The 14,796-nt window shown below is 42.1% G+C and carries 13 protein-coding genes; 2 read left to right on the top strand and 11 right to left on the bottom strand.

Features of this window, described 5'->3' with window-relative positions:
- Positions 1 to 104: 104 nt before the first annotated feature.
- The 6 genes from MHN00_RS12415 to pnp form a co-directional block, all read right to left on the bottom strand.
- The gene (locus tag MHN00_RS12415) at positions 105 to 617 is read right to left on the bottom strand and encodes a hypothetical protein (protein WP_239301327.1); all 513 of its coding nucleotides are present in this window, start codon (positions 615 to 617) and stop codon (positions 105 to 107) included.
- 119 nt (positions 618 to 736) lie between these two features.
- Positions 737 to 1,369 carry a hypothetical protein gene (locus tag MHN00_RS12420; protein ID WP_239301328.1) on the bottom strand — a complete coding sequence of 211 codons (633 nt, stop codon included), beginning with the start codon at positions 1,367 to 1,369 and terminating at the stop codon, positions 737 to 739.
- Between the two features lie 114 nt (positions 1,370 to 1,483).
- A complete protein-coding gene (locus tag MHN00_RS12425) occupies positions 1,484 to 2,494 on the bottom strand; it encodes a hypothetical protein (RefSeq protein WP_239301329.1) in 1,011 nt (336 codons plus the stop codon).
- Between the two features lie 125 nt (positions 2,495 to 2,619).
- Positions 2,620 to 3,408: a toll/interleukin-1 receptor domain-containing protein gene (locus MHN00_RS12430; protein ID WP_239301330.1), complete on the bottom strand. Its 789-nt coding sequence runs from the start codon at positions 3,406 to 3,408 to the stop codon at positions 2,620 to 2,622.
- A gap of 276 nt (positions 3,409 to 3,684) precedes the next feature.
- Positions 3,685 to 3,978, bottom strand: coding sequence for a DUF1244 domain-containing protein (locus MHN00_RS12435; protein WP_012518312.1), 294 nt, complete (start codon positions 3,976 to 3,978; stop codon positions 3,685 to 3,687).
- Positions 3,979 to 4,139: 161 nt separating this feature from the next.
- Positions 4,140 to 6,251 (bottom strand): polyribonucleotide nucleotidyltransferase, encoded by a 2,112-nt coding sequence (gene pnp, locus MHN00_RS12440; RefSeq protein WP_239301331.1) that lies wholly within the window; start codon positions 6,249 to 6,251, stop codon positions 4,140 to 4,142.
- A 339-nt stretch (positions 6,252 to 6,590) separates the two neighbouring features.
- On the opposite strand from pnp, the gene MHN00_RS12445 reads away from it, so the two are divergent.
- Positions 6,591 to 7,145, top strand: a complete 555-nt coding sequence (locus tag MHN00_RS12445) for an HNH endonuclease (protein WP_014949384.1) — start codon at positions 6,591 to 6,593, stop codon at positions 7,143 to 7,145.
- A 3-nt stretch (positions 7,146 to 7,148) separates the two neighbouring features.
- Here MHN00_RS12445 and MHN00_RS12450 read toward each other — a convergent pair whose 3' ends face one another.
- From MHN00_RS12450 to MHN00_RS12470, 5 genes are all read right to left on the bottom strand, one after another.
- A complete protein-coding gene (locus MHN00_RS12450) occupies positions 7,149 to 8,099 on the bottom strand; it encodes a mechanosensitive ion channel family protein (protein ID WP_039229391.1) in 951 nt (316 codons plus the stop codon).
- A gap of 130 nt (positions 8,100 to 8,229) precedes the next feature.
- Entirely contained in the window at positions 8,230 to 9,477 is a 1,248-nt protein-coding gene (locus MHN00_RS12455) for a glutamate-5-semialdehyde dehydrogenase (protein ID WP_061485817.1), read from the bottom strand.
- The gene (proB, locus tag MHN00_RS12460) at positions 9,474 to 10,583 is read right to left on the bottom strand and encodes a glutamate 5-kinase (protein ID WP_014949381.1); all 1,110 of its coding nucleotides are present in this window, start codon (positions 10,581 to 10,583) and stop codon (positions 9,474 to 9,476) included. Before proB ends, MHN00_RS12455 begins: the two co-directional genes overlap by 4 nt.
- Before the next feature lie 16 nt (positions 10,584 to 10,599).
- Complete coding sequence (gene putP / locus MHN00_RS12465) at positions 10,600 to 12,114, bottom strand: sodium/proline symporter PutP (RefSeq protein ID WP_156087337.1); 1,515 nt, start codon at positions 12,112 to 12,114, stop codon at positions 10,600 to 10,602.
- 367 nt (positions 12,115 to 12,481) lie between these two features.
- Positions 12,482 to 13,528, bottom strand: coding sequence for a DNA topoisomerase IB (locus tag MHN00_RS12470; RefSeq protein WP_110289664.1), 1,047 nt, complete (start codon positions 13,526 to 13,528; stop codon positions 12,482 to 12,484).
- A 583-nt stretch (positions 13,529 to 14,111) separates the two neighbouring features.
- Between MHN00_RS12470 and MHN00_RS12475 the strand changes: the two genes are divergently transcribed.
- Positions 14,112 to 14,702 carry a hypothetical protein gene (locus MHN00_RS12475; protein WP_039229403.1) on the top strand — a complete coding sequence of 197 codons (591 nt, stop codon included), beginning with the start codon at positions 14,112 to 14,114 and terminating at the stop codon, positions 14,700 to 14,702.
- Positions 14,703 to 14,796 lie beyond the last annotated feature (94 nt).

Consider the following 14,796-nt stretch of genomic DNA (forward strand, 5'->3'; position numbering starts at 1 on the left):
TATGACTTTGCACACAAACATGCCTGTCTTGTTTGGTCTTTTTTAGTGTTCCTACAGCAAAAAACAAAATATCTAGGATGTTCAACTTGACTGTTTCGTTAGCTTTATGTGACTAGTGCCACTATAAAATCGACTGAAAAATATGTACTAAAACAACCGAACATAAATATAGTAACTGAAATACTACCGTGCCTTAGCAGCCAACGACTAGGCAGGTAAGCAAGAAAAGATATTAAAACCAGTAGCGCACCAAACATGATCATAGGTACGCTGTTAATATTTGTTGTGGGGATCACCTCCACACCATTTCGAAACGTGTTTATGTAGATCCAGCTTCCTTGAGGGCTTGATTGAATCAACTTGACTTGATCACCAATTTCAATCTTTCTATACAACCCTTGAGGAATTGCCTGCTTCTTCTTTTTGACACTTCCCCCGCTCAAATGAACCATATAACTATCGGTTTTTCTATTATCTTCCACCCATTTTTTCATGACACTTGCATCTACCGAGGGCGTATCTTTAGGTGTAAGCGCTGCAGAAAAAAGACATAGAAAAAAAACTAACGACGGTATCACCATCAACCTCAAAAGTAGTATTTTCTTTTTATCACTCATTATTTGATCATGGTTCTTAGAGAGTTAACTTTTAAATAAGGGCGCATACAAGTGGGGCGTAATAGCGAAGCCGCCGCGTTACTGTCCCAGTGACCGAAGGGAACGTGTTTAGCGCTTTGTTATGTGCCATTCTTGCCGGACTTACCATCAGTCCATACATCATGCATTTTTCGGATATGCTCGCCAATCCAGGTGAGTCTCCAAAACCTTGTTGATATAGCTATCCCAAAAATTCTAAAGGTTAAACTATTGTTAATTACGATATCTTTTTTCTCAAGTTCTCTAAGGTAATATGATTCTCTATCCGTTTCTGCAAGAAATTCCCATCTTTTCAACATTTTCGAATATTTAAAATGGAGCAATACTTCAGCTTCATGAGGAGTCATTAGTTTTGTTTTGTCAATTACAACAGGATCAATGGAAACACCATTTTTGATGTCTTTAAGGATTCCTCGCCAAATTGCGGACAGCTCTTTTTGCGTATCACTTATATTTTCGGCCCCTTCTAACCATTCAGAAAAAAGCTCTAATTGTTCTATAGATTCAACTTTTCCTTCTGGCTCTCGTTCGATCACTGCCGCTAAATGTAAGGATGTATTTTCACGTTTCTTCTTGTCCTTGTGCTCTTCTAGTTTAGCTTTGACACTGTCTCTAAGCTCTTCACCGAGATACTGAAAAGTTGGAGTAAGCAGTTTGTCAAACCCAACTAGCCAGTTCGTCGATTCCTTAGATTCTTTTTTTTCGTCAGTCATTTATTAATAACCTTTTGGCACATAACGCCGCGCTAAGCGGACTAAAATAGTGGGTTATAATGTGTAGCGAAGCGAAACTTAACCCACTGTTTTAGTTCCGTTTTAAGCGCCTTGTTAGGCTTTCTTTGCACCAGAAATAATTCCTTTGACGGAGTCTAAAACGCTTTTCATGTTATCTTGGTCTGCTCTGTACTTTTCAAGTTCTACGGTGCTTTCACCTTTAGATAACTTGAAATTTCTTTCGGTTTCCGAAAGCGACTCAATTACTTTTGATTGAGAATCGGTCGACTCAAGCATAATTGCTTTTTCCGCTGCAATAAACTTCATTTCTGCATTAGTTAATTCATTTTGGAAATACTTAATCTCACTTAACCCTGCTTTATATAACTTAAGAAAGAAAAATGAAAATATTTCCACAAATAGACTTAAAGTAATACGAGGAAGGTAATATGAAATCAACTCATCATTTGTCAGTTGTTTTTCACCACTTAAAACCGTAGATGCAAGTATCACGACAGCAACTACTGTTGTTAATACGCCGATGATTAAGTTTAAATTTCCTCGGCGTGTCAGTGAGTCAATTTCACGCATCAAACGACGCCTAGTCATCTCACATTGCTCACGTATGCTATCTAAAAAACGGTCACGCTTTATATCTTTAGAAAACTTTTTTTCAATTGCTAAAAGCACACTGTTAGAAGCGTCACCTACAATCGATGATTTTATATCGTCAACTATCTCAGCACGCTGATCACTCGTTAATATTTCCTCTTTATGATCAACTTCACCAACGATTTCTTTAAGCTGTTCAATTTGATGGCGTAAAATATCAAATTCTTTAGAGGATGATCTTCCATGGGCCAATTCGTTTCTCAGATGTCTAATTTCCTCAGACATCATTTCTTGCTTCTCATTTTCATTGAAAAAACTACCTGTTCTCAGATAGTTCATTAGAAAAATCATTGCACCAGATAACATAAGCACCAAAGGGATTATGAAATCTAATTCTGAATTACCAAAAAATGGGACCGTTGCAAACAAAAGTACAAAGCCTGTAACAAGTGTCATTGCTCCAAGGACAACCTTCATTCTTAGTGCTATTGTATTTGGCCGATAATCTGACATTTAATCTCCTGATGATGCTGAAAATATTGAGAAGCCTAACGCCTTACTAATAGGCGCAAAGTGCTTGGCTAAAATCAGCGACGAAGGAGCAAAGCCAAGCGTTTTGCGTCCTTTTGGGTAACTTGTTAAGTAACCTTTTGCCCCTGAACTAACGGAAGCATACGGTACTCACCCTGTTTCTTTTCGTGCATGACACCGGCGAGTTTTACTTCGCTACCATTCTGCGGCGATATTTCCATTACAAATGGAAAACCAGGGGCTGTATTTCTCTCAATTCTTACAGCCTGTGCGTTATATTCTCGACCATCATTTAACTTTATATTAGGGTTGAAGCCACCATACGTCATTGAGCTACTCAAACAATTAAATTGGATTTCACTTTCAGAGTTATGCGTCAAGATTAGGAAGCTCGATATTGGTTCTAAATAAAACTCTGCATGGCACTCAACATAAGTCTTACCTTCTTTTTGATAAGCGTAAGCTCTCATATTTGAAAATTCTTGCGGCCCTTTTTGAAAGGTATTTCTACCACTTGTGACGTCAACGACTTGACGTAGCGCCACCTCTAAGCCTTGACCATATAGATCTATATAAAGCGACTGCATCAGAATTGGCGGCATCATGCAGTCATCTAACTTTACTGGGATGATCTTCGTTTTTCCTTGCGATGCCTTAATAACGGCATTTTGCCACTCCAACTCTACCATTTTACTTTGTAGGCTGTTTTTTGAGACAAAAAATAAGAACAACTCACAATCACCAAGGCCTTGGTTCATACGGTCAATAATGCCATCACCCGGTTGAATTGACCATGCATCATAAAACACTTTGTCTTGACCAAAAAGCTCCTTCAGCCTGATTGCAATTTGTTCAACAACGGGCTTGTCATTATAATTATGGGATAAGAATATCACGGCATTTCCTTATGGTTACTTAACAGCTTACTCGTCCCCAAACCGACATGCTTTTACACACCACATTGGGATACTTGTCCTTTTTATTTATAACTACTCTAAACTATAACCACCAGAGAAATAAAGAAAAAACCGTAATGTCGTTTTTCGCTCATTAATTGAAAACACCAAAACAGCGTTCAACTAACTATGGTGTATTTCACGCAAGCCAAAAACAAAAAAGCCAGCTTCCGCTGGCTTCTAAAACAAATAAATTAACGTCACTTGAACTAAAAACTACTTTCCCTGCCTAGCAGCTAATTTCTCCAACTGCTCGTCAGTGGCAGGAAGCTGATGCTTCTCTTTCCACTCTGAATACGGCATTTTGTATACCACTTCACGTGCAGCTTCGTAGTCGATATCAGCGCCCTGCTCGCTTGCAGCTGCCGAATACCATTTTGCCAAGCAGTTACGGCAGAAATCCGCCAAAATCATCAGGTCAATGTTCTGAACGTCTTTATTTGCGTCTAGGTGTTCTACTAAGCGGCGGAATACCGCTGCTTCTACTTCAGTTTGCGTTTGCTTATCCATTATCTAATACCTCTAAAAAAGCGCTTTTCGTTATAGGTTGGATGTGAGGGTTAAAGAGTAAAACCCAACCCGTTACTGCTTTTAAAACCTAAAACGAAAAAAGGGAGCCAAGCTCCCTTTTTACTTATATACAGCTAACTAGGTTTAAAACCCAATCGGCATTACTCTGCGTCGTCAGACTTAGGCGCAGGCTTTTCTAGAAGCTCTTTAATGCTTAGGCGTACACGGTTTTGGCGATCGATTTCCATAACCTTAACGTCAACCATTTGGCCTTCTTCTAGGTAGTCAGTTACTTTGTTCACACGCTCGTGAGCGATTTGTGAAATGTGAACAAGGCCTTCTTTACCTGGAAGTACTTCTACAAACGCACCGAAGTCTACAATACGTGTAATCTTACCGTTGTAAGTCTTACCAACTTCAATTTCAGCTGTTACTTGCTCAATCTTGCTAATAGCGATGTCTGCTTTCGCACGCTCTGTCGCGAAGATTTTGATAGTACCGTCGTCTTCAATCTCGATGTTAGTGTCAGACTCTTCAGTAATTTGACGGATCATTGCACCGCCTTTACCGATAACGTCACGAATCTTGTCTTGGTCAATCTTCATTGTGTAAATGCGTGGAGCAAATTCACTTAGCTCTTTACGGTGACCGCCAATTGCTTCGTCCATTACGTTAAGAATGTGCAAACGCGCTTCTTTTGCTTGTTTAAGCGCAATTTGCATGATTTCTTTAGTAATACCTTCAATCTTAATGTCCATTTGAAGTGCAGTAATACCTTCGGTAGTACCCGCTACTTTAAAGTCCATGTCGCCAAGGTGATCTTCGTCACCAAGGATGTCTGAAAGTACGACAAAGTTGTCGTCACTCTTAACTAGGCCCATTGCGATACCCGCAACAGACGCTTTAATTGGAACACCTGCATCCATAAGCGCTAGTGAAGTACCACATACCGACGCCATTGAAGATGAACCGTTTGATTCTGTGATTTCAGAAACCACACGTACTACGTACGGGAATTCTTCTTCACTTGGCATTACTGCTTGAATACCACGCTTCGCTAGACGACCGTGACCAATTTCACGACGCTTAGGCGAACCAATCATACCTGTTTCACCAACACAGTATGGAGGGAAGTTGTAGTGAAGCATGAAACGGCTGTCGCGCTTACCTTGAAGCTCGTCAATCATCTGTGCGTCACGCTCTGTACCAAGCGTAGCAGCTACAAGTGCCTGCGTTTCACCACGAGTAAAAAGTGCAGAACCGTGAGTACGAGGAAGAATACCTGTCGCTACGTCAAGTGCACGGATCATTGCTGGGTCACGACCATCGATACGTGGCGCGCCAGATAGAATGCGTGAACGTACAACGTCAGACTCAAGGTCGTGAAGAAGGTCTAGTACTTCTTTCTTGTCTTGTTCTTCGTCTTCAGCAAGGATAGCTTCTAGTGCTTTTTCAGTTGCTGCAGTTACTGCGTCTTTACGCTCTAACTTGTCAGAAATCTGGTAAGCCGCAGTCATTTCTGCTTCAGCTAGTGCTTTAACTTTGTCTTTAAGTGCAGTGTTTTCTGCTTCTGGTGCCCAGTCCCACTTCTCAGTGCCAACTTCAGCAGCAAATTCGTTAACTGCATTAACTACAGTTTGCATTTGCTCGTGACCGAACATAACCGCACCTAGCATAGTGTCTTCAGAAAGCACGCTTGCTTCTGATTCAACCATAAGTACTGCGCCTTCAGTACCCGCAACAACAAGGTCAAGCTCGCTTTCAGCTTGCTCTTCTGCACGTGTATTTAGAATGTATTCACCGTTGCTAAAACCAACACGAGCCGCACCGATTGGGCCGTTGAAAGGAATACCAGAGATAGCAAGGGCTGCTGAAGTACCAATCATAGAGATGATGTCTGTAGGGATATCTGGGTTAGCAGACATTACAGTAACAACAACTTGTACTTCGTTTTTGAAACCTTCTGGGAATAATGGGCGGATTGGACGGTCGATAAGACGTGCAATCAGTGTTTCACCTTCAGATGGACGACCTTCACGCTTGAAGAAACCACCTGGGATTTTACCCGCAGCGTACGCTTTTTCTTGGTAGTTAACAGTAAGTGGGAAGAAGTCTTGATCTGCTTTGGCTTCTTTTTTACCAACTACTGTTACCAGTACAGACGTATCGTCCATGCTCGCAAGAACCGCAGCTGTTGCCTGACGAGCAATTACACCCGTCTCTAGAGTTACAGTATGCTGTCCATACTGAAATGATTTAGTAATAGGAGTCACTATTTGTCCTTTAATTTCAATCTTTATTTTATCGCTTTTAAACGCGGCGCATAGTATAGCCATGAAGTAGCGTTAATACCATGGTCAAATGCAGCCCCGCGCGGAATTTGTCGTGTTATTTGGTCATTAACCGCTACCACCTATAGCACCATGACTATATGAAATATCTGTGAAATTTCAATTATTGACTATATTTTCATCATACTGACACAAAACAGCGTATGCTAGAACAAAAAGCGAACAAAGTAAGAACTTAAATAAACATCACGTGCGACCAATGCGCAGAAGTGATTAACCACAACAAGAACGTCTAATATTAGTGTGCTAAAGGAGATAACCATGTTGGTACTTCGACTTAATAAAGCAGGCATGCCACAAGAGTGGATAGATGTTGAACAAGCCGCAAAGCTTTACAGTCAAGATAAGGTGCTATTTGAGCTAGGTAGCGATGCTATTACGCTTAAGGGAGGCTGGAATCACGAAGGGCTGCAAAGTCAGCTTACCCTGTCTAGTATTATCGCGTGCGACGGCAAGGTAACAGATTTATCTGGCAAAGTTGCCCTTACTAATCGCTATTTGTTTAGGCGCGATAGCTACCTATGTATGTACTGCGGCAATAAATTTACGCCAAAGCAGCTTACCCGAGACCACATTATCCCCCGCTCTCGTGGCGGAAAAGACAGTTGGACGAACGTTGCCACGGCTTGCCAGAGATGTAATCACGCAAAAGGTGCTAAAACGCCAGAAGAAGCCAACATGCCTCTACTAGCAGTACCCTTCAGGCCCAATGTGTACGAGCGCTTTTATTTAATGAACAGGCGAATTTTGGCTGACCAAATGGCCTTTTTACAAGGCCACTTTACCAGCCACAGAGAATGGACGTGCTTGGAATAAACGCTATAGCGCACCGCTAGTAGTTGTCTGTGCTTCGGGCATTGCTTTAGCTTGATTCTGCACTGAAGAGGAATCGCTGTGCTGTGCGTGAAGCTGGCGCTGCTCTTCTTTTTGCGCTTTGAACCACAGACTTAACCAATCTGAGCACATTTTGTGCTCTAACTCGTGAGCTTCGGCTGTAGGGCAAAACAAGCTTACCTTTACCACCACTTTGGCAAGTTCATTGGTTTTAATCTCAACCTCAGGGTCGATGCGAATAAACTCTTGCTCTAAGTGACGTTCAATTAAGCCTTTGTAGCGCTCTGCTACATCGCGGAAATATTCACAATGTGCCTGTGCCCTGGCATGAAACGCTGGAAGCAAACTATAGGCGTTAACAGAAGGCTCGTTCACTATTTCAAATGAATGCAAACGGTAGCGACGCATAAAGTTAAGATTTCGTACGGTTTGGGTCACTAGCTGACTGTTAGGCACGTACACGTGTTTACCCGTGTAGTTAAAGCTTTCAGGGTCTACTTCTAAAAGCGCAGTCTTTGCCCAGTCCATTTCTACCACTTCACCAATGATGTTGTTCATTTGGATCCAGTCGCCTACCCTGAATGGCCGAGCTCCCAAGTAGTAAATGAACCCCATAAAGCACTGAATAAACTCGCGGGTTGCCAACACAATGGCCACCATAAAGGCAGCAATGGAGATTGCCAGTGTTTGGATTTCAGAGCTCCACACCATCATTAACACAATAATGATAAAGGCATTACCCAGCTGCTCTAGGATATTGATTTGGTTTCGGCGGTCTTCGCCACGATGAGAACTAATGCGCCTGATAAGGCGCAACACACCCTTTTTGATAAAGTGCAGTACAATTAAAAGTACTAGAGATGTCAGCAGTTTATAATCATTGGCAAAACTTATAAATTGATGCCATAACTGCGCGGGGTCTATCACAATCTCCATGTAAGCTCCGTCTGTACTCCGAGGGTAAATATTTGAATAGGCGAAAAAAAGCGCCGACGAATGTCAGCGCTTTTAATTATGAAGCATGTAAACTCGTGGCACAATGCCGACCAGTTAAAACATCTTTTTATTAGTCGCGAATTTGGCCTTCGCCATTCACTAAATATTTCTCTGAAGTCAATGACTCCAAGCCCATTGGGCCATAAGCATGTAGTTTAGTGGTTGCAATACCAATTTCTGCACCTAAGCCAAGCTGGCTGCCATCAGAAAAACGTGAAGAGGCATTAACCATTACTACACTTGCATCAACTGCGCGTTGGAATAACTTGCCTTTTTCAGCATCTTCCGTACAAATTACTTCAGTATGGTTACTACCAAATTGCGCAATGTGGTCAACCGCTGCTTCGAAATCGTCAACTACACGGATAGCGATTTCAAGGCCAAGATACTCTTCACCGTACGCGTCTTCAGAAATAACGTCAGCACCATCAAAGTACTGGCTGCCTTTGTCGTTTACGTGAACCTTAACGCCCTTTTCTTTGAATGCATCGGCCACTTTAGGCAGAAAATCACCCGCAACGGCTTGGTGTACAACTAAGCCTTCTAAGGCATTACATACGCCAGTACGCTGTGTTTTACCATTTAGAAGTAGTGCCATAGCTTTATCTAGATCAGCATCTTTGTCTACGTAAAGGTGACACACACCTTTAAAGTGCTGAATTACCGGCACTTTAGCGTTGTCAGTCACGTAGTTGATTAGTCCTTCACCACCACGAGGAATAATTACGTCAATGTAATCACGCTGCTCCATTAGCTCTTGCATTAATGCACGATCGGGATTCGGAACTACCGTTACCAGCGCTTTTGGTAAATTGTGCTTCTCCAGCACGTCTTGCATAAGCTCAGCAATGGCTAAACTCGTATCTAGTGCTTCTTTACCACCACGTAATATCACTGCGTTACCCGATTTAAAGCACAGCGCGCCTGCGTCGGCAGTAACATTAGGTCGTGCTTCATATATCATGCACACAACACCAAGCGGTATACGCATTTTCTTAATCTCAATACCGTTTGGACGTGTACCGATAACGCGCTCTTTACCCACAGGATCGTCTAGTTCAACAATAACTTCGATGCCTTCAGCCATTGATTCAATACGCTCATCGTTTAGGATTAAGCGGTCAACCATCGCTGCGTCTAAGTTATTCTCTTTGGCGCGCGCGACTTCCTTTTCGTTTACTTCAATAATTTTGCTTTTGTTTGCACGAATTGCCGCGGCCATATCAGTTAACACCGCGTTTTTCTGGCTTTCACTTAAAATAGCCAGTGTACGTGCAGCTTTTTTTGCCTGTTGTGCTAACTCTGTAATAATGCTCATTCTTTCTCCAGATTTGCTATGTGCTGATCAGAAATAATTGGCCCAGTCTTTTCCTCAAACTCATGGGCGAATTCTTCGTTTTCCTGATTCGCAATGAAATTCAATAAACAGCTACTGTAATTCGACTTGGCTTTTACCAGTTTAGTACCGTCTTCTTTACGTACTAGAATGGTGTCGCCTACCGAGAACTCACCTTTCACGTCAATAATTTCGCTACTTGTCAGTTGCTCTGCGTCGCCAGCTAAAGAGGCGTCAAAGTCCCCTTCTACTATCACCTCGCCCTGCGCGTTTGACGTATGGCGCATCCAATGCACATTCTCTTGCATTGGCTTGGCGTGAGGTTTGAAATGCGTGCCTGGGTTTTCACCTGCTAGCAGCATATTAAACGACAGTTCAGTAAAGCCGTTAATAATATATGTATCTATACCATGCGAAACGGCTTTTTCGGCCGCTTCAATTTTAGTACGCATACCACCGGTGCCTACACCGCCTTTTACCGCACCGCCAGCCATGTCATAAATGCTTTGATCAATGGTATTAACTGATTTAAGCAATTGTGCGTCGTCGTGTTCATGCGGGTTTTTATCGTACAACCCATCAATGTCTGAACAAATGATAAGTGCATCTGCTTCAGCTGCCGACGCCACCATGGCCGATAAATTATCGTTATCACCCACTTTCAATTTGTCGGTGGTAACGGTGTCGTTTTCGTTAACGATAGGCAGGATATTGTTATCCAATAAACTGAATATCGTTTCACGGATACTTACGTAACGCTCTCTGTCTCGCAAATCAGCATGCGTTAAGAGCATCTGAGCAGACGGAAAATCAAACAGTCTGTCCCACGTGGCAATCATTTCGGTTTGACCCGCTGCTGCCATTGCTTTTTTAACTGCAATATCTGACTTTTCTTGCTCTGGAAACAGGTGCGCGCCCGCTGCGACAGAACCAGAAGACACGAGTACAACTTGTGTACCGTTGGCTCTGCATCGCACGATAAATTGCGCAATGCTCAAAAGGTAATGACTGCTACAACCTTGTTGGTTGGGCGATATCAATGCACTACCCACTTTGATGACTACGCGTTTCCAATTTGGATGACTCATAATAAACTTTTTAACCTTAAGATTGTTGATTTGCTAATTCTTCACTGGCTTGCGCGAATGTTGCCTGTACGTTTGACGATGGGTTTTCGCTAAAGCGACTTACCAAATAAAGCGTTAACGTACTTACCGCAAACCCTGGAATAATTTCATAAATAACGCTGCTTAACGTTTTACCGTCAGCTAAAACGGGCGCGTAAATCCAGAACAGTACGGTTACCGCACCGCTGATCATGCCCGCCATTGCCGCTTTCGCTGTAAGGTCCTTTTTATACAGACAAAACAGTACTAACGGACCAAATGCTGCACCAAAACCTGCCCAAGCATTACTTACTAAAGATAAAATTGTGTTCGACGCATCCATGGCTAATAACAATGCAACCACAGCGACACCTGCTACACCATAACGGCCAATTGTTACCGTTTGCTTTTCACTCAGCGCCTTGGTTGAAGACTTTTTATTTACCATTACGCGGTAAATGTCTTCGGTTAACGAACTTGCGCTAACCAGCAGTTGCGACGAAATTGTACTCATAATAGCGGCTAAAATAGCGGCCATTAAAAATCCACTAATAAGTGGGTGGAACAGCAATTGTGAGAAAATAATAAATATCGTCTCAGGGTCGTCGACAGCAAGACCAAACTGATTGGCATAAGCAATGCCTACGAATCCTGTTGCCAGTGCACCAATGATGGTCACTAACATCCACGACATACCAATATTTCGCGCTGTGCCAATGGCATTAACAGAACGAATTGCCATAAAGCGAACAATAATGTGCGGCTGTCCAAAGTAACCTAAGCCCCAACCTAAACTCGATAGCAACCCAACAATCGTTAGCGTTTCTAACGATTCAGAAAAATTGGGTACAGATTGATAAGCGGCGCTTGTCATTTGCGACACACTATCGAACTCGGTAAACGCGACGATTGGAACCAGTACAAGCGCCACGAACATAATGCACCCTTGTACAAAGTCCGTAAGACTTACTGCCAAGAAACCACCAAGTAGTGTATAAGACACCACTACACCCAGCGTAATAAATAGGCCTAACTGATAATCGACTGAAAATGCGCTTTCAAACAACTTACCACCTGCAACTAACCCGGCAGAGGTGTATAGCGTGAAAAACAGTACGATAATCACCGCTGAAACAATGCGTAAGCTTGAGTTAGGCGTATTAAAACGCTTCGCAAAAAACTCAGGCACAGTCAGCGAGTCGTTCGCTACTTCGGTATAAACGCGAAGTTTCGGCGCTACTAGTAAATAATTGGCTAACGCACCTGCAACCAACCCTATAGCAATATAAACCGCATCGAAACCGGTTAAATACATTGCACCTGGTAAGCCCATTAGCATCCAACCAGACATGTCAGACGCACCCGCAGACAGTGCGGTTACTTGAGGGCTAACTTGTCGCCCTCCCAAAATATAACCAGAAATATCACTGGTAGATTGTCGGTAAGCAAACAACCCTATCCCTAACATCGCTATAAAATACACCGCTAGTGATAGGTAACTTTCCATTGGCATAACGTTCGTTATTTCCTCTATTGCTCTTCGAAAACTCGTAAATGAAAACGCCATTTAACCTTTGCTAATTCAAATTCAAAAGCAAATAATTAAATCGAACAATAATCATTAGAGCTCTAACAATATAAGGATCTGACAGAAAATTTCAAGTGCAATTTTTAAACAACATCGTTTAACAGGCACTTATGTTTAAATTAGCACCAACCATGTTTCACAGCATATTACGCTAATAAAATCCCAAATTACCCCTAGTATTCATTAACTTAAAAACACTAAGTCATTTATGAAACAATTAAACTTTAGCTGAAAAGTCGCAAAAAACAGCAACTTTACTATCAGCTAAAACATTTTCATTAAAAATACTTTGTTACGCGCACTCAGACGAAATAACATCCAAAAGAAGCTTTTCTACAGGCAGTAAATGGGTAAGTTGCGTACAATCTTCACTATGTAGCGAGCGAACCCGATTAATTAGCTTCTCACACGCCTTTTCGTCATTTTTCACAGTAAATAGTTTCGGATGAATATAATATTTCCTGCAAACGGTGGGAGTATTGCCAAGTTCTGCTGCAACACACTTACTTAACGTACTCTCCCATTTCTTGGTTCTGGAGTTTGCTATCTGTTCATACACACTGGGCAGGTTTGTTAGTGCAAATCGACTTGATGCCCACGTTCGAAAGTCTTTACAACTGAACTGTTCACTTAGTTCGTTGTGGATGAACGCATTTACGTCTTCGCTCGTTACGTCGTGCCATTGTTTATTCTCATCTTGATAACGAAATAAACAGTAACCTTGTTGTTGCGCACAGTCACAAACTAATGAAGCAAGCTCAGGGTCATTTACTTTTAGTGTTCTTGGTTTGCCGTGCTTACCAATGTAAGCAAGTTCAACACTATCGTCACACTGCGCTTGTACATGCTTGCGCCGCAATGTAGTTAACCCATATGTGTTATTTTCCTTGCTATATTGAGCGTTGCCAACTCTAGCACCTGTGTAATCGAGCAACAGGCACACCAGCGCGCAAGCTCTTTCTTGCGTCCATGTTGGCTGTGAAATTAATGAAAGACAGTGCTCACGGAACTCAGGAAGTGCATTACCAAAGGCAACCAAACGCTCAAATTTTTCTACTTGCTGCTGCTCGTGCCATTTGCTGTGATAGATATATTGTTTACGTCCTTTTTCGTCATAGCCGACGGCTTGAACGCTGGCTTTACTGTCACGGCTTATAAAGGTGTCGCGCCAATTTGGAGGAATGACAAGCTTTTTGATACGCTTTAGCACGCGCTCTCCTGTGACTTTTTTTCCACTTGCATAGCGATAGTAAAACCGTTTATCACCGCAAGCGATGCGCCTTATTGATAGATGGCTATCATCAGAGTAGACGTTGCAATAGCCCTTAATCCGTTTCATTTATAGATACTCCTGTCCTTACCAGCTAAGAAGACCGACTGTTAAGGTGCTGCTACGGCCGCAGATGCTCGCTGTGCTTTCTTAGTCAGATTGCAAACAACGGTACCAAATCTCAATTTATAAATAGAATCTACAGAAGAACGTACAGAAATGATCACTACACGCAATTAACCTTGCCGCAAGCCGACGCTTCCACGGCAAGACAGTGATTTTAAAGGCCATAACGAATTTTCACGCTATGTGTAAAATTATCACAGTACCGGTTGCTTGGTCCGGCAGTGACGCTTGCTAAAACTCAGCATATCGCTTCGAAATCCTTCTTTATTTCGCCTTCCAGCTTACTAAATCATATTTAACATTCCGAAAATAACCATTAAAAACAACAATATAAAAACGAACCCTCTCTTTTTTCTACTAAAGTATAAACCGCTACTTTTCTTCGTCGGAATGCAACTTGAATAAGTATGAACAATAGTTGTCGAGTTACTTATGCACTTAGGTGAAGCCGAACAGCAATACCCTTTGAAGTGCAAGTGAAGTGGATTGATTTAGAGAGTCCAAGTAAGAAGTCGAGGATTTAAAGATGAATGTTCAAAGTTCGAAAAACGTAGAGTCAAAAAGCGAAAACAGTAATGAACATGAGAATTTGAGAGCCCATGTTGTATCAACCGGTGATTTGCAAGTCGCGGCTGTATTTCCGTCAAAACTTAAAGTGCAGGAAGTACTTGAGATAGTTCAAGACCAAACATCTGTTGAGGTATCTCAAGTAGAAATTATCGAAGCTGGCGACCCTAAAATGAGTGAAAAACTTGAACGTAACAGCGCATCCATTGGCAAAAGCATGTGGTCGTCCCACCTGTTGCTTGGTTCAATCGGTCTGATTGTAGGTTTAGTGGCGGCATTTTTGTTAACGCAGTTTGGCCCAGCGCTTACTCAACAAAATCCTTTGTTTACCTACATAGCACTAATTAGCCCAGGCATATTCATTGGGTTATTCATAGCGGGTTTAATCGGTTTACGTCCAGACAGAAATGAGGTTATACAGACCGTAAGACACGCGGTTAGATATGGTAAAGTTGCGCTGGTAATTAACCTTAAAAAGTCACAGTCTGCTTCTAAAGTCTCGCAATTACTGAAGCAGCACACCGACAAAGTGGTCGAATCTATTCGGTAGCAAGACTAGCGACATAATATGGAACGCTGCTTCAAAGCAGAATGTGATACAGTAATCATAGCGGAGTTATCAATCTAGCTGTTCCAATATTTTC

It is taken from the genome of Alteromonas sp. Cnat2-8 (assembly GCF_022348355.1).
Taxonomy (GTDB): Bacteria; Pseudomonadota; Gammaproteobacteria; order Enterobacterales; family Alteromonadaceae; genus Alteromonas; species Alteromonas macleodii.

Coding starts and splice junctions, on each gene's coding strand:
- MHN00_RS12415 (WP_239301327.1), bottom strand. CDS start 617: ATGAGTGATAAAAAGAAAATACTACTTTTGAGGTTGATGGTGATACCG.
- MHN00_RS12420 (WP_239301328.1), bottom strand. CDS start 1,369: ATGACTGACGAAAAAAAAGAATCTAAGGAATCGACGAACTGGCTAGTT.
- MHN00_RS12425 (WP_239301329.1), bottom strand. CDS start 2,494: ATGTCAGATTATCGGCCAAATACAATAGCACTAAGAATGAAGGTTGTC.
- MHN00_RS12435 (WP_012518312.1), bottom strand. CDS start 3,978: ATGGATAAGCAAACGCAAACTGAAGTAGAAGCAGCGGTATTCCGCCGC.
- MHN00_RS12445 (WP_014949384.1), top strand. CDS start 6,591: ATGTTGGTACTTCGACTTAATAAAGCAGGCATGCCACAAGAGTGGATA.
- MHN00_RS12450 (WP_039229391.1), bottom strand. CDS start 8,099: ATGGAGATTGTGATAGACCCCGCGCAGTTATGGCATCAATTTATAAGT.
- MHN00_RS12455 (WP_061485817.1), bottom strand. CDS start 9,477: ATGAGCATTATTACAGAGTTAGCACAACAGGCAAAAAAAGCTGCACGT.
- proB (WP_014949381.1), bottom strand. CDS start 10,583: ATGAGTCATCCAAATTGGAAACGCGTAGTCATCAAAGTGGGTAGTGCA.
- putP (WP_156087337.1), bottom strand. CDS start 12,114: ATGCCAATGGAAAGTTACCTATCACTAGCGGTGTATTTTATAGCGATG.
- MHN00_RS12470 (WP_110289664.1), bottom strand. CDS start 13,528: ATGAAACGGATTAAGGGCTATTGCAACGTCTACTCTGATGATAGCCAT.
- MHN00_RS12475 (WP_039229403.1), top strand. CDS start 14,112: ATGAATGTTCAAAGTTCGAAAAACGTAGAGTCAAAAAGCGAAAACAGT.